Source organism: Williamsia sp. Y712 (genome assembly GCF_059445525.1).
Window position 1 is genome coordinate 407,611 of the sequence record NZ_JCAIUN010000003.1, and the last position, 17,061, is coordinate 424,671.

The window sequence follows — 17,061 nt, forward strand, 5'->3', positions numbered from 1 at the left end:
CGCCGGGTTCAGACCTCGGAGAACTGCTCCGGTGTCTGACCGGTTGCCTGAAAAACCACGCGACGGCCGATGAGGACCGCGTGATCTGAGAAGCGCTCGTAGTAGCGGCCGAGCAGCGTGACATCGACCGCGGCGGCCACGCCGTACGGCCAGTCACGATCCATCAGAACGGTGAACAGATGCCGGTGCAGATCATCCATCGCATCGTCGTCGTCCTGTAGCTTCAGTGCGTCTTCCGGGTTCTGGGTGTTGAGAACCTCACGAGCGCTCGATGCCATGGCGACGGCCAGGCGGCCCATCTCGGCGAAGTAGCCGTTGACTTCCTCCGGGAGAGCCTTGGCCGGGTGACGTCGGCGTGCCACCTTCGCGACGTGCAGCGCCAAGGCGCCCATCCGCTCGATGTCGGCGACAATCTGAAATCCGCTGACGATCGCCCGCAAGTCGCCGGCCACCGGCGCCTGTAGCGCGAGGATGGCGAAGGCTCGTTCCTCGGCTGTGGTCGACAGCGTCGTCAGCTGTTCGTGGGCGCCGATGACCTCTTCGGCCACGGCCAGATCAGCCTGTAGCAAGGCTTGGGTGGAACGCTCCATTGCGATCCCCGCCAACTCACACATCTGTCCGAGAACTCCGTTGAGTTCTGCCATCTGCTCAATGTACGCACTACGCATATCCCCACCGTACTGCCACAAGCAGGGCAAATGGTTGTCAGGTGGTGAACTGCAAATGAACGGCAGCCGTGTACTGGGGCTCGGATCCGATGATCACGCGCAGGTGGCGTCACCCGCGTTGGTGACCGTGAGGTCGTTGGGGAGGTCGTCGGGATTGGACTCCCGTGGCAGCTCTCGGACGCTGACCTGCGCACCTTCGGCCGGTGCGTCGTCAAGGGTGCCCGAGAAGTCGCTGCCGAGGATGACCTCGACGCCCGAGCTGACCGTTGAATCCGCCTGGATCGTGGCACCGGGGAACATCTGGGCGACCGTTGCAGCGGACTGCTGTTCGCCCGGGCCGTACCGGACCACGGTGTCGGTGCGGTTTTCCGAGGCATCGGCGACGCCGTAGATCTCGAAGCCGTAGTTGGCCAGATCGGTGGCGGTTTCGGCGGCGATGCCACTGGTACCGGTGCCGTTGAGCACGCGCAGCGAAATCGAGTACGGCGAGAGGGCGGTGACAGTCGCCTCCGCGGGCTTGGGCGCGGTGGTCGTCGGGCCGGGCGTCGGCGTGCCCGATTCGGGAGTTTCGGACTTCTCCCCGGGGAGCGGCAAATCGTTGATGATCGCATTGAAGATCGCGTCGATGTCGTCGAGTCGTGGGATCTCGTTACCGGACCCGTCCTCCGCGGTACCCGAGGTCGGCACGGTCAGGAAGGTCACCCGCCCGGCATCGAGTCCCTGCATCGACTGGCCCAGCTCCACCAGGTTGTCGGTGTTGACCCGGTCGACGTAGCTGTACTTGATGAAGGTGTCGATGATGCCGTTGAGAGTGCTCGGATTGGTCAGGACCTGACTGGACAGTGCTCCACGCAGCAGCGACGACATGAACAGCTGCTGCCGTTTGATCCGTCCGTAGTCGCCGTTGCCCTCGGTTTCGATGTTGCGGGCCCGTACGTAGTCCAGGGCCTTGGAGCCCTTCAGTGTCTTCGTGCCGGGCTTGGCGAGGATGGTGCCGAGTTCGTAGTCCTTCAGCGGGGTTGTCGAGCAGACCTCGACACCGCCGATTTTGTTGACCACCTGCTCGAACCCGTAGAAATCCATGGCGATGAAGTGGTTGATGTTCAGGCCGGTCATGGAGGTGAGGGTTTCGACCAGGCACTTCGGGCCGCCATCGCCGTACACGCTGTTGAGTTTCACGCCGGTGGCCGACGGGACCTCCTCGGAGGTGTATTCACCGTCTTCGTTGTTCCAGCTGGAGCATTCGGGCCGGTCGACCTGCAGGTCGCGGGGAAACGACACGGCGACAACGCGACTGCGGTCGGCCGGGATGTTCACCATGATCACGGTGTCCGAGCGGGCGCTGCCCTCGAAATCCACGCTGTCGCCTGCGCCGACGGTGCCGTTCTGCCCGGCTCGCGTGTCGGTGCCGACGATCAGGTAGGTCTCGTCGCCGGTCTGCAGCTGTTTGTCGCGAATCTGGTCGTTATCGGGGTTCACCGCGTCAACGGTGTTCCAATTGCTGTCCTTGACCTTCTGATATCCCCACACTGCGCCCGTACCGAGCAGCGCCAACACGCAGGCGAGAGCGATGAGGATTCGGCCACCGACCGTGGCGCGGTGCATCAACTGCTTGTGGTCGCGGACTTCGGGTGGTGTGGCCCGCCGACGTGAGGGGGTCGCGGGACCGGAGCCCACTGCGCGCGGCGCCGCGGCCGCGGCGTCTTCGGTGGACAGCTCTGGGATCCGTGCCGCAGCGCTGATCGGCGGGATGTATTTGGTGACCGTGGCGTCGGGAGTGGCCGGGATGACCTCGGTCTTCGCGTCGGCCTCGACGAACGTGGGTTCCCCTGGACCGACAATCCGTTCGGTCGGTGCATCTGCCGGACTCACGCGCCGGAGACGACGAGGCGTGGAGGCGGACGTCGGCGATGCCGGTTGGGAAGAGCTTGGTGAGGCGGGGGGCGCTGTGTTCTGCTGCGGCGGTTTCGGCGGCGGCGGAGGACTCTGCGGGGCATCGCCGGAATCTTCGTCGTCGGACCGGGCCGCTGCATTCATCCGGTTGAGCAGCTCGCGGACGGTCAATCGATTGCGGTCGCCCTCGATCAGCTCGCGACTGGTCGGCTCCCGCAGTACCTCGTCGGAGGGTGCGCCGAGCTGACGGCGAATCTCATCGCGGCGCTCCTCGGACGCGCGTGCCCGGAGTTCGTCCTCGCTCACCCATGTTCCTTCAGCCATCTGGGCGCCGGGCTGTATCTCAGGCCCGTCTGAACATTCAGCGGGCACGGCGCCGTCTCGATGATACTGACCAAAACGGGCGCATCCCTATGTGAGGGATGAGAATGTGCGGTGTGGAGCGCCGAGATGCGCCAGATTGGATCTGAAGTTCGCGAACGCTACCGCGGCGGTGGGGCGGATTCAGCCACCCGAATGCATGACCTCGGCCCCTGCCGGGACCGCTTCGTCGTCGGGATCGTCGAGCCAGCCCTCGGGGAGCGCCACCGCAGAGGGTGACCCCTGGCGGCCGCGTGGACCGTGTGCGTCGTCGGGGAACGGCACGTCAGCGGGTAATTGTCCGACGAGGTCGGCCAGCTGGGTAACGGTTTCGACCAACGCCATCTCGCGCCGGAGTTCCGAACCCACGGGGAACCCGCGGAGATACCAGGCGACGTGCTTGCGGATCTCACGCATGCCTTTGAACTCGCCGTGATGGTCGGCGAGGAGTTGCCCATGCCGGACAATGATCTGCGCCACTTCACCGAGATTTGGGGCGGGTGGGGCGGGAGTGCCGTTCAATTCGGCACTCAGTTCGGCGAACAACCACGGGCGGCCGAGGCAGCCGCGGCCGATGACCACGCCGTCGCAGCCGGTTTCGTACATCATCCGGGTGGCGTCGGCGGGTTCGAAGATGTCGCCGTTGCCGAGGACCGGAACATCGGTGACGTGTTCCTTCAGGCGTGCGATCTGATTCCAGTCGGCGTTGCCGGAGTAACGCTGTGATGCGGTACGTGCGTGCAGCGCAACAGCTTTCGCGCCCTCGGCGGCCGCGATACGGCCGGCGTCGAGGTGTGTGTGGTGGTCTTCGTCGATGCCGACCCGGAACTTGACCGTCACCGGGACATCGGTGCCCTCGGTGGCGCGGACCGCCGCGGCGACGATATTCGCGAACAGTCGGCGCTTGTACGGAATCGCCGAACCGCCACCCTTACGAGTGACCTTGGGGACCGGGCAGCCGAAGTTCATGTCGATGTGGTCGGCGAGATTCTCGTCGACGATCATCTTCGCGGCAGCGTATGTGTACTCGGGATCAACCGTGTACAACTGCATCGACCTGGGGTTTTCCTCCGGGCCGAAGGTGGTCATGTGCATAGTGACCGGATGCCGTTCGACCAGCGCGCGGGCGGTCACCATCTCGCAGACATAGAGTCCGGCGACGGTGCCCATCCGCGCGAGTTCGAGTTCGCGGCACAAGGTCCGGAAGGCAACATTGGTCACCCCGGCCATCGGGGCCAGGACCACCGGGCTGGACAGCTCGATGGACCCGATCCGTAGGGCCGGGGTTGTGACGGTTTCTGGCAGTAGTGCGGTCAGCTCAGTGGTTTTCTGTTTAGGAAGCGGCTGCGGCTTTTTCGCGCTTGGCGGCTTCGCGCGCCAGCGAACGATCACGCATTTCTTCGAACTTGAGGGTGTCGGCTTCGAGCTTCTCGAGGAAGGCTCCGAGATCCTCGCGGATCTTCTGGCCTTCGGGTCCGAAGTCGTCGCGCTCGAAGATGTTCCACTTGCGCAGGACGGGCTGGACGACCTCTTCGAGGTGCTGACGCAGGTCGTAGATGCCGTGCTTGGCCATCAGGACACCGTTGCGACGGAAGTTGGGCATGCCGGCGCCGGGCATCTGGAAGTTGGACACGATCTCGTAGATCGCCTTCATCGCCTGATCCGGGACCAGATCGAGGGCTGCGCTGCAGATGTTGCGGTAGAAGACCATGTGCAGGTTCTCGTCAGCGGCGATGCGCTGCAGCATCCGATCGGCGATCGGGTCGTTGCAGGCCTTGCCGGTGTTGCGGTGCGAGACGCGGGTGGCGAGTTCCTGGAAGGTCACATACGCGACCGACCGGAGGATGCCTGCTGCCTCTTCGCCCAGCTCGTCGGCGCGGTCGCCTGCGGCCTGTAGCGGCGAATAGCCGTTGGTCATGTGGATCATGCGGGCCTCTTCGAGCGCCACGGGATCGACGCCGCGGGTGACCACGAGGTAGTCGCGCATCACGATGCCGTGCCGGTTCTCTTCCGCGGTCCAACGGCCGACCCAGTGACCCCATGCGTCGTCCATCGAGAAGTTCTCGGCGATCTCGCGGTGGTAGGACGGCAGGTTGTCCTCGGTCAGCAGGTTTGTGACCATGGCGGCCTTGGCAACCTCGTTGAGCTGCGACTGCTCGGGATCCCAGTCGACGCCACCGAGCGCGGCGAAGTTCCGGCCCTCGTCCCACGGCACGTAGTCATGAGGATGCCAATCCCTCGTCGTGCGCAGGTGGCGGTTGACGTTCTCTTCGGCCGCCGGTGACAGTTCCTTCAGTAGCTCAAGTTGGGTCAACTCGCGTGCCATCAGATATTCCTCCAGGAAGGGCTAGGCTGTAAGGCTTCAGGGTACGGGATCGTGATGCCGTCACCCAAGTTGTTGCGCGGCGCGCTCGGCCAGTAAAAGCGGCGCCACACCAGTTGTCGTCAGTACCTCAGGGGCGTCGTGCCCGCGCACGTCGGTGTTACCCGACATTGTCGGATTGTGGTGCAGGTAACGCGGGGTTTTCACACATATTTACCGAACTTGATGAGCCATTCGGAAGCCTCTTCGGTGAGATTTCCCAGCTCCTGTGCCCTATTGCACCAGGCTTTGGCTGCCTGGGCAAACTCTGCGGGGTTATAGATGTCCTCTTCTTTTGCCCACAGGCCGTCGCCGCCGTACGTCAGGATCGTGATGTTCGTGGCCGTGAAGACGCTGCCGTCGCCGGGATCGCGCATGGGGTTGTCGATCTCACAGATCACCCGGCCGGTCTCGGGATCGATGACATGCCACAACGAGATGTATCCGACCATGTGGTTGCCGGGGAAGCGTCCCATCGTCTTGTTGACCCACGCCCGGATCTCCTCGCGGCCTTTGAAGGTGCCCAGCGCGTGTTCGACGTAGTCGGCGTCCTCGGTGAACTGGTCGGCCCACCGATTCCAGTCCTGGGTGATCGCGACTGCGTCATTGACCGCTTTGAACTTGCTGAACTCCGACTCGAGTTCAGCCCTGGTGAACTGCCCCATCTGTTCTGTCTCCCCTGGTCGTCAATGGTGTCCGCTCGGCTGCCGTTCAGGCGAGGTGGACGGTGATCGTCGCATCGATCCGTTTGATCCGGCACTGGTCGTCGAAGGCGAATGTTTCGTCGACGGTGGCTCCGGCGAGGTCGAGACCGGCGAACCCGTAGTCGAGGTCGTACACCGTTCGCACCAGATTGTCGTGCTGGCGCCACGTCGCGTTCCCGATTCCGGTGATGCCGCCGTACTGCAGGTGGGCGGCCAGTTCGGCTTTCATGAACGGCCCGGAGAAGCCGGTCTGCAGCCCGTTCTCGAATCGGATGACGTCCTCGGCCAGCGGTACGTCGTAGGCGAGTCGTGGATCGGCAAGCGCGGCAACGTAAGTCTGTGCCCCGAGGCGTTGTGCGTCGGCCGTGCAGGGTGTGCTCTGATCGCCGGCCATCGCGGATGGCGTCGCCGTCAGCAGTGCCGCCCCGGTCAATGCGGCGCCGACGATGAACCGGGATGCGGCAGGTTTCATGAGAGTAAGCGTATGTGCTCAATCCGCCGGGCGGGGGAATTCTTTCGTGATCGGTCAGACGGACTAATAGCTGCTCGAGTCCTGGTGTGCCGTCGGCGGCTGTCGATAGTATCGACCGCATCTCGCCGCCGGCGGGTGACGAGAAAGGTCGAGTGGCTATGAGTGTGGCGATCGGGTCTCACATCGGTGGCTATCAGATCCTCGAGCTGATCGGCCGCGGCGGAATGGGTGAGGTCTACAAGGCCCAGCACCCGCGACTTCCGCGCGCCGACGCGATCAAACTCCTCAACAGCACCTACGGCAGTGATCCGGATACCCGTGCACGGTTCGAGCGTGAGGCAGACCTGGTCGCGCCGTTGAGTCATCCCAACCTGGTGAATGTGCTCGATCGGGGCACGCACGATGGCCAGTTGTGGATTGCGATGGAGTTCGTTCCCGGCACAGATGCGGCCCAGATGCTGTCGGGCGGACCGCTTCACCCGCGTCTGGCGGTCACGATCATCGCGAAGGTCGCCGACGGTCTCGACTACGCGCATCGCAAAGGTCTCCTCCATCGCGACGTCAAACCCGGCAACATCCTGATCACCCCCGGCTCCGATCCGATGAACCCGGACGCGGTGAAACTCACCGATTTCGGGATCGCGCGGATGGCGCAGGAAACCGACAGCAGCCTGACCTCGGTCGGTATGACGGTGGGAACGCTGCGATACAGCGCTCCTGAACAGGTTGGTGGCGAGGAGATCGATCACCACGCCGACATCTATGCGCTGGGTTGCAGTCTCTACGAACTCCTCACGGCCACAGCGCCGTTCGATGCCCCGACGAGTCAGGGGCTGATGGCTGCGCACATGTTCAACCCGCCGCCGAATCCGGCGGTTGCCAATCCCGCGGTCCCGGCGGCCATGGCTGCGGTGATCGCCCGGGCGATGGCCAAGAAACCCGCCGACCGATTCAACTCCGGACGCGAACTCGCCGAGGCCGCGCAAGAGGCATTGCAGGGTGGTGGGGCTCAACGGATCACCCGAGCACAACATGCTTTTGCGCCGATCCCGGGGAATGTGGCTCCGCAACCTGGTCCGCCTCATGTGGGTCATCAGGGACCGGCTCCTGCGACAGCCGCGATCACCTATCCGCCGTCGGCGAATCTGGCTCGGCCCCAGTCGAATCCGTATCAATCGAATCCAGGTCATTCCGGTGGCGGTACGGGATATCAGGGCGGCCCGCCGGTCGGCGGACATTCGTCGCCATCGAGTCCGCAGGTACCAAGCGGGCAGTATCCGAATTACAACCAGACCACACCGCCACCGGGAGGCCCGCCGGGTGCGGGCTTCGTCCCCTTTGGTGCGGCTTCCGGCGGACCGGGGCACAAGCCGCCGTGGTTCAAGCGTGCCGCGGTGATGGCCGGCCCGATCGTGGCTCTCGCGGTGGTCGTCGGAGTTGTCTTGGGGCTGTTGATGTTCGGGGGTGGCGATGCCCTTGCCGCACCGGGGCAACCCACCGCCGAAGTCGGTGAGACCACGGTGGACATCAGCTGGCCTGCCGTCGACGGTGCCTCCGAATACGCGCTGCGCCAGGGAGAAACGATCATCTACGTCGGTGGCGACCCTCAGTATTCACAGCCGGTGCCGCTACCGGGTGCGTACACGTATTCGGTGTCGGCGCGATCCGGCGATCGCGATGCCTCACCATTTGGCCCGGCCACCGAGGAAGTCGTTGTGACACAGCGCTGGCACGGGGTCGAGGAGCTGGCGGCAGCGTTCGGAGACATCGTCGGTCCGAGCCCGCTGTCGACCGACACTTTCACCGGAGAGGCGTGCTGGGGTGGTGTCGGATCGGTCGACACCGATGTTCCCAAAACCGGCACGATCCTGTGTCGTTCCACCGACGGTGAGTATTCGGTTCGGTTGCGGGAGTTCGAATCCAAGCAGGCGCGGGACGAGTACCTCGACAGCCTGGATCTGCAGACGGCAACGGTCACCACGGACAAGGGCGTGCGCGGGTTGCTCTACCAGGGTGACGGACCGAACAGCGACTGGGCGGGTACGTTGCTCTTCGCCTTCGACGACCCCGATCTGGAGAAGTACGACGTTTCGGTGGTCATGGACAACGGTAAGAATGCCGATGCCGCGGCCGTACTCGACGAGCTGCCGCTGTGAAGCGCTGGGCGTGGCCACTGCTGGTGGTCGGAGCGGTCGTGGCGTTGGTGGTCGCACTGGCGGTCACCTATTTTGTCCGGGGCGCAGGAGATGTCGCGGAGCCCTCCGGTATGAAGGCCGTCCAGGAAGGCGGCGTGGTGAAGGTGACGTGGTCTGCGGATTCCGATGCCGAGTCGTTTTTGCTCAGCCGCGGCACCGAGGTTGTGTACACGGGCTCGGATCGTGAGTTCACCGACGCCTCCGCCGTCGCTCCGGAAGGTTCGACAACGGTCGAGTACTCGGTCCGGGCGGTCGACGACAAGGGCCGGGTATCGGAACCCGATGCCGGAGCCACCGTCGAGGTCGGAGCCGGGTGGGGTTTGCTCGCGCAACCTGCAGCGGAACTCGCCGAACTGCTTCCTGCCGCCCCGTCCGAGGAAGGCTGGAACGCGATGTTGTGCGAGACCAGGTTCGATGCCCTTCCGCCCGAGGAGGGGACCGACCGGGACGGCTCGGGTGAACTGTTCATCAAGGGCGGCTTCCGATGTGCACTGGAGGTCGACGGCACGGAGTACGACCTCTGGACGGACTTCTATGTCAGCCCGGAGCAGCTCGAGTCGCGGATGACGGAGATCCGTGGGTGGACCGATGTCCGCAGCACCACCTGGCAGGGGGGTCGGGCCGTGGTGGGTGATCCTGCCGGAGAGACCAAGTGGATCGGATTGACCGTCGATTCTCATCCCGGTGTCTATATCGAACTCGGTGCGGTGGACACCCGAACCACGGTGGACGAACTCACTGCATTGGCCAACAGTCTGCCCGTCATCAACTGACGCCGGAATCGGCATATCCCGCCCTCGGGCACCTCGGAGCGGTACTGTCCGCGACAGCACAATGTGGTGCGTCCGGAGGGGGACACTGTGTCGCGGTATGAATTCGTTCGTGCTTTGGGTCGGGTTGCGGTGACGATGGCGGTGGTGTCGGCCGGCCTGACTGTGGCCGGTCCGGCGGTGGCCACAGCGCCACCGGGGTACAACGACCTCACCGATGTCTGGGCGACCGCGGTCGCGCCGGCCTCGTGTCGCGAGGGCGATCGGGTGGAAACCGGGATCCAGGGCGAAGTTCCGCTGGCCGACCGCAAGTCGGGGCGCAGCACCCAGGGTTACAACTGCAACCTCGATCTGATCGGGCAGTATCAGGGTCAGGGCGCCGGCATCGTCAGCGCCACCTACAAGAACTGTTCGTACACCGGGTCGACATTTCCGGCAAGCTTCCTCGGACCAAATCCGGGGGTGCAAGTCATTGACGCGTCAGATCCGCGAACCCCGAAACTCTCCGCGGTGCTCACCGAACCAGCCATGGTGGGTGGCACGTGGGAGTCGTTGAAGGTCAACCAGAAACGCGGTCTCCTGGTCGGGACCGGTGTCGGGATACTCGAGGGTGCCGGCTACATCTCGGTCTACGACATTTCCGGCGATTGCGCCCACCCGCGACTGCTTAACACCGGCGCCGGCTCCCAATTGAGCATGCCGATGCCGATCACCACCCACGAGGGTGACTTCTCGCCCGACGGCAACACCTACTGGGCATCCGGTATCGCTCCGGGGTATCTCAGCGCCGTCGACCTCACCGATCCGCGTAACCCGATGATCGTCTGGTCGGGGATCACCGGAGTCGAAGCCCACGGCATGGGATTCTCGCCCGATGGCAACACCCTATATTTGGCGAACCTGTTCGGACTGACGGTCATCGACGTCACCGACGTTCAGAACCGCAAGCCCAGAACCATTGTGCCCCAGATGATGCCGCATATCGGAGAGAAGTACTGGGCCGACGGTCAGGTCACGCAGCACAACATCTACGCGACGTATGACGGCCGGCCATTTCTCTTCGCGGTCGACGAGGCCGGTTCGGGCGGCGTCAAATTGTTCGACGCGAGCAACTCGGCAAATCTCACGCAGCGCAACGCCATCAAGCTGGCGATCAACCTGCCCGAGAATGCGAACCGCTGGGCGCAGAGTACGGCCGGCAACGGGCTCTTCGGCTACGACGCGCACTACTGCGCCATCGATCGCCAGGTGGATCCGACTGCGATGGCCTGTGGCTGGATTCAGTCGGGCATCCGGGTCTTCGACATCAGAGATCCCGATCATTTCCGGGAGATCGCGTACTTCAACCCGCCGGCACAGCGTGGCAAGGTCGAGCAGCTCACCAATTCGAGTCATGCGTTGTTTGGTTCGGTCGAGTTGCCGGCAATTCTCGGCACGCTCGCGGTGGCCCGCGCAGTGCTGCAGGGGGAAGCGCGCGCAGATGGGATCATCAGCGATCAGAACCGGTTGGCAGGCGGCGACCTATCGGCCGACTGGTGTCTGTCACCCCCGGAGTTCCACGGCGACCAGCTGTGGGTGACGTGCATGGACAATGGGTTCATGACCTTGCAGCTGGATCCCTCGGTGTACCCGCCGCGGTGACCGATTCAACCCTTCGTCGGTGGTGGTGGCCGGCCTCGGCTCTGGTGATCACCTTGATCATCGGACTGGGTATCGGCCTGGCCATCAGCCCCGACGACGACACCGCGCAGTCGCAGACGAAAGCAACCGCCGTGGACATCGGCTTTGCCCAGGACATGTCGGCGCATCATCAGCAGGCGATCATGATGGCCGACATGATGTCGGTCGACAGTTCGCCAGACGTACGTGGGCTGGCGAATCAGATCAAGGCCGCCCAGTGGCGCGAGATCGGCCAGATGACCGGATGGCTGCAGATGCTCGATGCGCCATTGCAGAGTGATCAGACGATGAGCTGGATGAAGCCGGAAGACCACGGCCACATGGGAACGGCCCCGGTGCCCGATGGAACGGCCCCGGCCGGGTCGGACGGTTCCACTCCGGCGGCCATGCCGGGTACTGCCAACGGCGACGAGCTCACAGCGTTGCACAACGCCGCGGGCGTAGAGGCGGAGATCCTGTTCCTGCAGTTGATGATCCGTCATCACCAGGGCGGGATCGACATGGCGGCGTACGCCAGCCAGGAGGCCGGGGACCCGGCGATCCGACGGGCCGCGACGGCCATGGTCAAAGAGCAGTCCGAAGAGATCGGCGTGATGACGGTGATGCTCAACCAGCGCGGCGGACAAGCGCTGCCGTACCCGACCTAGCCGTAGCCGGTCCGACGTGTCGCTCAATAGGTGTCAGGCAGGCTCTTTCGGGTTCTGCTCGTCCTCATCGTCGTGGTCGGGGTCAAGAGGATCGACTCCGTCGACACCTTCGAGGACGGTCAGTTCCTGCTCGGCGGACGCGACGAACTCCTTGGCTTCTTCTTTGATCTTGCGCACCCAGTCGGACATCGTGTTGCCTCTCTGATCGGTCGAGGTATCTGATCGAGACCCGAGAACAGCGTACTTCGCGCATATGCGCGGCGAGCGGGGTCAGGGGATGAGGATCCCGGTCTGCTGATCCCACACACTCATCAGCTCGGCGAGGATGTCGACGGCCATACCGAGTCCGCCGAGGTGGCTTTCCCCGGTCATGGTGACGAGTTTCGCGTCGGGCAGCAATCCCACCATGTGCTCGCCATGTGCGTGCGGGATGATGTGGTCGTGATCGCCGTGCCACCACCGCACCGGTCCGGTGATATCGCTGACCGAGAAGCCCCAATCACGGCAGAACACAACAACATCGGCGAACGGTGCTTCCATTTGTTTGCGGCCGCCATTGAGTAGGTCGTCGAGGAACATGGCCTTGAATTCGGGACGCTGCAGCAGTTCGCGGTCGGCGGCGGGGGAGAAGCGACCGTAGAGTCCGATGGCGGGTTCGGCCACCGGGCGGGCCACGCGGAAAAATGAACTCAGCACCCGGCCGATCGGCATCCCGAGTGTCGGGAGCAGCGGCGCGAGCAGCTTGCCGAACTCCATCGCACCGCCGTCGATCGCCTCCGGGCCCTTGGTCGGCGCGACCCCGCCGAGGATGCCGGTGACCACCACCCGCTCGGGGATCGCGTCCGCGACGGCCAGCGCGTAGGGGCCGCCGCCGGACAGTCCGATCACGGCAAAGCGTCCGATGCCCAGGATGTCGGCGATCGTCGAGACGTCGTCGGCGAACGCGTGGACGGATTCGTAACGGTGCGGGGTGGACGACCCGACACCGGGACGATCGAGGCCGATGATCCGGATGTTCTCGCGTTCGGCGTATCGCCGGGCTTCGATAGGGATCTGTCGTCGGGCACCGGGTGTGCCGTGCAACCAGAAGACGGCCCGGCCGGTGGCGGCACCGAACTCGGCGATACCGATGCGCCGACCTTCGCCGACAGCGACGTTGCCCTCGAGCTTGGGTCGTTCGACATCGATCACGCACCCAGGATGGCACTGATCCGCGGCGGTGGGGGTTGAATGCCCGACCGTCCGTCGGGCAGTGGTTCAGCCGACGGTCTCGGTTGTGGACAGACTCAGTTTTCCGCGCTCGAATGTGGGGCGCTGATGGGTGACCTTCAGAAGGACCATGGCACACGCGGTGGCCGAGATCGCGCTGATGATGCCACCGACGATCAGCGGCATGCGCGGGTCTGTGATCTCTGCCAACCAGCCGAGCAACGGACTTCCGATGGGTGTTCCGCCGAGGAAGCAGAGCATGTAGATGCCCATCACGCGACCGCGCATGTCCGAGTCGACCGACAGTTGCATGATGTTCATCGCCGCGGTGCTGAAGACGATGTTCGCGACGCCGACCGGTATCAACATCAAGGCCACCAGCGTGAATGTGGGCATCAGCCCGACGACCACCTCGAGGATCCCGAACGCGATCGCGCCGGCAAAGAATTGGCGCAGGCGTGCGGGTTTGGTGCGCCGCGCCGCGACAAGGGCGCCGGCCAGGGTGCCGACCGCCAGCATGGTGGCCAGCAGTCCGTAGCCACCGGCGGTGCCTTCGAAGGTGTTGGCGGTGAGCAGTGACAGCGACAGTGGGAAGTTCAGCCCGAACGTGGAGACCATGAAGATGGTCGCCAGGATCACCACGAGGTGGCGATGTCTGCGGACGTAACGCACACCGCTGCGGATGGAGCGATCGGTGACCGAACGCGCGCTGCGCACCAGTTCGTTGCTGCGCATCGCCATGAGTGCGGCCAGAACCGCCGCCGAACTGGCGGCGTTGATCAGGAACACCGGTCCGGTGTCGATGAGCATGATCAGCAAACCGGCCAGCGCGGGGCCGGTGATGCGAGCGGTGTTGAACGTCAACGAGTTCAGTGCGACGGCGTTGGGCAACTGTTCGGGGCCGACCATCTCGATGGTGAACGATTGCCGGACCGGCGCGTCCACCGCGGAGATACACCCCAACGCGAACGACAGCACGTAGACGATCGGCAGGGTTGCGGCCCCGCTGACATCGATCAGACCGAGGATCAGGGCGCACACGGCCATCGCGACCTGAGTGCCGATGAGAAGCTTGCGCTTGTCGAACCTGTCGGCGAGGGCACCGGCGGGAAGTGACAGTACCGCGGTGGGGCCGAACTGCAGGGCCATCACGATGCCGACCGCGACTCCGCTGCCGCCGGAGAGTTCGAGTACCAGCCAGTCCTGTGCGATGCGCTGCATCCAGGTACCCGTAAGCGAGACGACCTGGCCACCGGCCCAGAGCCGATAGTTTCGTACCCCGAGTGACGAGAACATCGCCGGGAGCGTTCGAGAACGCACCCGGGTCATCTCTCGTCTCTCATGCACCACATCACATTAGTTGCACAGAGCCAACTAAATAAAACTGTTACCTGCGGCAAACCCGATCACGCCGGCGAGCGGCAACTCAGCCGATCAGGTTCTCGATCGGTTCTTTCGCGAAGTAGAGGACGAAGATCCCGGCCACGAACCAGAGCAGCGGGTGGATGTCGCGCGCTTTGCCACGGGCGGTTGCGAGCACCACCCAGGAGATGAACCCGACGCCGATGCCGTTGGCGATCGAATAGGTGAACGGCATGACCACGATCGTCAGGAAGCACGGCAACGCGTATTCGAAGCGGGTCAGGTCGATGTCGCGCACCTGCGAGATCATCATCGCACCGACCACCACGAGGGCCGGGGCCGCGGCTTCGAGCGGAACCATCGAGTACAGCGGCGTGAAGAACATGGCCACCAGGAACAGCACGCCGGTGACCACGTTGGCCAGTCCGGTACGGGCACCCTCGGCAATACCGGAGGCGGATTCGACGAACACCGTGTTGGACGAGGCCGATCCGACACCGCCGGCGATGGCGCCGGTGCCCTCGACAACCAGCGCTTTGCCGATGTTGGGCAGGTTTCCGTCCTTGTCGGCCAGGTCGGCTTCCTTGCCGAGCCCGGTCATCGTCCCCATGGCGTCGAAGAAGTTCGACAGAACCAGCGCGAACACCAGGACCGAGGCGGACAACACGCCGATGCGGGTGAAGGCGCCGAAAATGTCGACATCACCGACCAGGCTCAGATTCGGCACATCGCCGATGGAACTGGGGATCTCCGGGATGTTGAGGCTCCACCCCTTGGGGTCGGTCATCGTCGAGTCGAGATCGGCGATCTGCTCGATGATCATCGCCAGGATGGTGGTGACCACGATTCCGATGAGCAGGCCGCCGCGGACCTTGCGAACCACCAGGACCCCCATGAACAGGATCCCGAACACGAACAGAAGTGCGGGCCAGGTGGCGACCGAGTTGTTGATGCCCAGGCTCACCGGCACGGTGGTGCCGGCAGCATCGGGGATGCGCTGGACGAATCCGGCGTCGACGAAGCCGATGAAGGCGATGAATGCACCGATGCCGGCCGCGATCGCGGCCTTGAGCTCACCGGGGATCGCCCGGAAGACCGCACTGCGGAAACCGGTCACCGCCAGCAGGACGATGATGATGCCGTCGACCACCACCAGGCCCATGGCCTCGGGCCAGGTGACCTGCGGGGCGATGGACACCGCGAGCAGGCTGTTGATGCCGAGGCCGGCGGCAATCGCGAACGGATAGTTGGCGACGAGTCCGAAGACGATCGACATGATGCCGGCCACCAGTGCTGTGACGGCGGCCACCTGTGCCAGCGGAAGTACGTTGCCCAATACGTCGGCATTTCGTGAATTGCCCGGCACGCCGCCGATGATGATCGGGTTGAGCACCACGATGTATGCCATCGTGAAGAAGGTCACCAGGCCGCCACGGATCTCGCGGGAGAGGGTCGAATTGCGTTGGCTGATCTTGAAATACCGGTCGATCGCCGACACCGGTTCTTTCTGTTCGGTGTCGCTGCTCTCGATTGCCATCCCTCGTGCCCATCCCGGTTGACCGACAGTGGCCGAACCGATTCGTTCGAGATCGTACAAAGGATGCGTTGTATGACACAAACCGCTGGGCCAGGCGATTTCCGTGCCGACTGGAGCGTCGAGGCGCGGGGTGGATGTGAAGGTGTTTACAACGTGAGATGACAGGGAATCTCCACGTGTAAGACCCACCGCGCGAGCCCTGGTGGTGGTCGACCAACCGCAGATCGACGAGGAGCCCGAATAATGGTCGCAGCGCAGCCACTGCCGACAGTTCGTACCGACAACACCAGCGATCCTGTGATCGACGCGGCCGCGGTTTACGACTCGATCCGTGTACCGGCGGGAGTATATGCACCTCAAGACGACTCGCGACTGCTGCTGACAGCGCTGGCCGAGCGGAACCTCGTTGCGGGGCGGCGGGTGCTGGATCTGTGCTCCGGCAGTGGCGTGCTGGCCATCGGGGCTGCGGTCCTCGGCGCCGCCGAGGTTTCTGCCTTCGACATCTCCGCGCCTGCGGTCAGCTGTGCCCTCGACAACGCAACCGCGCTCGGTGTGCAGGTCGACGCGCGGCAGGGGTCGCTACCGGAAGCACTCGCGCACGGACCGTACGACGTGGTCCTGTCCAACCCGCCCTATGTACCGGACAGCACTGCGCTGCCTGGGAAAGTGGGGCTGACCCGCGCCTGGCATGGTGGCCGCGACGGTCGTTCGTTGCTCGACCCGCTGTGCATCGTCGCCCCGGATTTGTTGGCCGACAACGGCACCATGCTGTTGGTGCAATCCGAGTTCGCCGATGTCGAACGTTCCGTGACGATGTTGCGTGCAGGCGGATTGCATGCGCGTGTGGTCGAACGTCTGCAGATCCCGTTCGGACCGGTGATGAACACGAATGCGCGGTGGCTGGAAACGGTGGGAATGCTGGAGCCGGGCCGTCGTTTTGAAGAACTGTGTGTCATCCGCGCGGACAAGCCGGACTCGGACGCATGACCTCACCGGCCGACCGGCGCGTGGTCCGGGTGGTGGCGGGAGGCCCACTCATGGTGGAGGGTCCGGTGAGCATCGAGATGCCCGATGGCCGGGTGGTCGAGTCGGACCGGTTCATGGTGGCCATCTGTGCATGCAAGCGCAGCAAGAACTTTCCGCTGTGCGACACCAGCCACCGACGGAAAAGCTCAGTGAGTAAAGCGGATTGAGCCTTCGCT

General features: G+C 64.2%; 16 protein-coding genes. 6 read left to right on the forward strand and 10 right to left on the reverse strand.

What is annotated here, in order from left to right:
* Positions 1–8: 8 nt before the first annotated feature.
* The 6 genes from phoU to AC1D75_RS21205 all read right to left on the reverse strand — a co-directional run bounded on the left by phoU (position 9) and on the right by AC1D75_RS21205 (position 6,459).
* Entirely contained in the window at positions 9–668 is a 660-nt protein-coding gene (phoU, locus tag AC1D75_RS21180; RefSeq protein WP_495517291.1) for a phosphate signaling complex protein PhoU, read from the reverse strand.
* Between the two features lie 93 nt (positions 669–761).
* Positions 762–2,867, reverse strand: coding sequence for an LCP family protein (locus AC1D75_RS21185; RefSeq protein ID WP_495517292.1), 2,106 nt, complete (start codon positions 2,865–2,867; stop codon positions 762–764).
* 198 nt (positions 2,868–3,065) lie between these two features.
* A complete protein-coding gene (gene dusB / locus AC1D75_RS21190; protein WP_495517675.1) occupies positions 3,066–4,151 on the reverse strand; it encodes a tRNA dihydrouridine synthase DusB in 1,086 nt (361 codons plus the stop codon).
* Positions 4,152–4,254: 103 nt separating this feature from the next.
* Positions 4,255–5,247 carry an acyl-ACP desaturase gene (locus tag AC1D75_RS21195; RefSeq protein WP_495517293.1) on the reverse strand — a complete coding sequence of 331 codons (993 nt, stop codon included), beginning with the start codon at positions 5,245–5,247 and terminating at the stop codon, positions 4,255–4,257.
* Between the two features lie 200 nt (positions 5,248–5,447).
* Positions 5,448–5,948 carry a nuclear transport factor 2 family protein gene (locus tag AC1D75_RS21200; protein WP_495517294.1) on the reverse strand — a complete coding sequence of 167 codons (501 nt, stop codon included), beginning with the start codon at positions 5,946–5,948 and terminating at the stop codon, positions 5,448–5,450.
* A gap of 46 nt (positions 5,949–5,994) precedes the next feature.
* Positions 5,995–6,459 (reverse strand): DUF8021 domain-containing protein, encoded by a 465-nt coding sequence (locus tag AC1D75_RS21205; RefSeq protein WP_495517295.1) that lies wholly within the window; start codon positions 6,457–6,459, stop codon positions 5,995–5,997.
* 158 nt (positions 6,460–6,617) lie between these two features.
* On the opposite strand from AC1D75_RS21205, the gene AC1D75_RS21210 reads away from it, so the two are divergent.
* From AC1D75_RS21210 to AC1D75_RS21225, 4 genes are all read left to right on the forward strand, one after another.
* The gene (locus tag AC1D75_RS21210) at positions 6,618–8,615 is read left to right on the forward strand and encodes a serine/threonine-protein kinase (RefSeq protein ID WP_495517296.1); all 1,998 of its coding nucleotides are present in this window, start codon (positions 6,618–6,620) and stop codon (positions 8,613–8,615) included.
* Positions 8,612–9,427, forward strand: coding sequence for a hypothetical protein (locus tag AC1D75_RS21215; RefSeq protein ID WP_495517297.1), 816 nt, complete (start codon positions 8,612–8,614; stop codon positions 9,425–9,427). Before AC1D75_RS21210 ends, AC1D75_RS21215 begins: the two co-directional genes overlap by 4 nt.
* Positions 9,428–9,562: 135 nt before the next feature.
* On the forward strand, positions 9,563–11,065 hold the full coding sequence (locus AC1D75_RS21220; RefSeq protein WP_495517676.1) for an LVIVD repeat-containing protein: 1,503 nt from the start codon (positions 9,563–9,565) through the stop codon (positions 11,063–11,065).
* Positions 11,062–11,751: a DUF305 domain-containing protein gene (locus AC1D75_RS21225; protein ID WP_495517298.1), complete on the forward strand. Its 690-nt coding sequence runs from the start codon at positions 11,062–11,064 to the stop codon at positions 11,749–11,751. The genes AC1D75_RS21220 and AC1D75_RS21225 overlap by 4 nt, the downstream gene beginning before the upstream one ends.
* 33 nt (positions 11,752–11,784) lie before the next feature.
* Here the strand turns inward: AC1D75_RS21225 and AC1D75_RS21230 are convergent, their stop codons facing one another.
* From AC1D75_RS21230 to AC1D75_RS21245, 4 genes are all read right to left on the reverse strand, one after another.
* On the reverse strand, positions 11,785–11,940 hold the full coding sequence (locus AC1D75_RS21230) for a hypothetical protein (protein ID WP_495517299.1): 156 nt from the start codon (positions 11,938–11,940) through the stop codon (positions 11,785–11,787).
* An 81-nt stretch (positions 11,941–12,021) separates the two neighbouring features.
* Positions 12,022–12,942 (reverse strand): alpha/beta fold hydrolase, encoded by a 921-nt coding sequence (locus tag AC1D75_RS21235; protein ID WP_495517300.1) that lies wholly within the window; start codon positions 12,940–12,942, stop codon positions 12,022–12,024.
* A 66-nt stretch (positions 12,943–13,008) separates the two neighbouring features.
* Entirely contained in the window at positions 13,009–14,256 is a 1,248-nt protein-coding gene (locus AC1D75_RS21240) for an MFS transporter (protein ID WP_495517677.1), read from the reverse strand.
* Positions 14,257–14,386: 130 nt separating this feature from the next.
* Positions 14,387–15,859, reverse strand: coding sequence for an NCS2 family permease (locus AC1D75_RS21245; RefSeq protein WP_495517301.1), 1,473 nt, complete (start codon positions 15,857–15,859; stop codon positions 14,387–14,389).
* Positions 15,860–16,102: 243 nt separating this feature from the next.
* Between AC1D75_RS21245 and AC1D75_RS21250 the strand changes: the two genes are divergently transcribed.
* Positions 16,103–16,846: a HemK2/MTQ2 family protein methyltransferase gene (locus AC1D75_RS21250; RefSeq protein ID WP_495517302.1), complete on the forward strand. Its 744-nt coding sequence runs from the start codon at positions 16,103–16,105 to the stop codon at positions 16,844–16,846.
* Positions 16,843–17,052: a CDGSH iron-sulfur domain-containing protein gene (locus AC1D75_RS21255; RefSeq protein WP_495517303.1), complete on the forward strand. Its 210-nt coding sequence runs from the start codon at positions 16,843–16,845 to the stop codon at positions 17,050–17,052. The genes AC1D75_RS21250 and AC1D75_RS21255 overlap by 4 nt, the downstream gene beginning before the upstream one ends.
* Positions 17,053–17,061: the final 9 nt, after the last annotated feature.

Coding starts and splice junctions, on each gene's coding strand:
- phoU (WP_495517291.1), bottom strand. CDS start 668: ATGCGTAGTGCGTACATTGAGCAGATGGCAGAACTCAACGGAGTTCTC.
- dusB (WP_495517675.1), bottom strand. CDS start 4,151: ATGGCCGGGGTGACCAATGTTGCCTTCCGGACCTTGTGCCGCGAACTC.
- AC1D75_RS21195 (WP_495517293.1), bottom strand. CDS start 5,247: ATGGCACGCGAGTTGACCCAACTTGAGCTACTGAAGGAACTGTCACCG.
- AC1D75_RS21200 (WP_495517294.1), bottom strand. CDS start 5,948: ATGGGGCAGTTCACCAGGGCTGAACTCGAGTCGGAGTTCAGCAAGTTC.
- AC1D75_RS21205 (WP_495517295.1), bottom strand. CDS start 6,459: ATGAAACCTGCCGCATCCCGGTTCATCGTCGGCGCCGCATTGACCGGG.
- AC1D75_RS21210 (WP_495517296.1), top strand. CDS start 6,618: ATGAGTGTGGCGATCGGGTCTCACATCGGTGGCTATCAGATCCTCGAG.
- AC1D75_RS21220 (WP_495517676.1), top strand. CDS start 9,563: ATGGCGGTGGTGTCGGCCGGCCTGACTGTGGCCGGTCCGGCGGTGGCC.
- AC1D75_RS21230 (WP_495517299.1), bottom strand. CDS start 11,940: ATGTCCGACTGGGTGCGCAAGATCAAAGAAGAAGCCAAGGAGTTCGTC.
- AC1D75_RS21240 (WP_495517677.1), bottom strand. CDS start 14,256: ATGTTCTCGTCACTCGGGGTACGAAACTATCGGCTCTGGGCCGGTGGC.
- AC1D75_RS21245 (WP_495517301.1), bottom strand. CDS start 15,859: ATGGCAATCGAGAGCAGCGACACCGAACAGAAAGAACCGGTGTCGGCG.
- AC1D75_RS21250 (WP_495517302.1), top strand. CDS start 16,103: ATGGTCGCAGCGCAGCCACTGCCGACAGTTCGTACCGACAACACCAGC.
- AC1D75_RS21255 (WP_495517303.1), top strand. CDS start 16,843: ATGACCTCACCGGCCGACCGGCGCGTGGTCCGGGTGGTGGCGGGAGGC.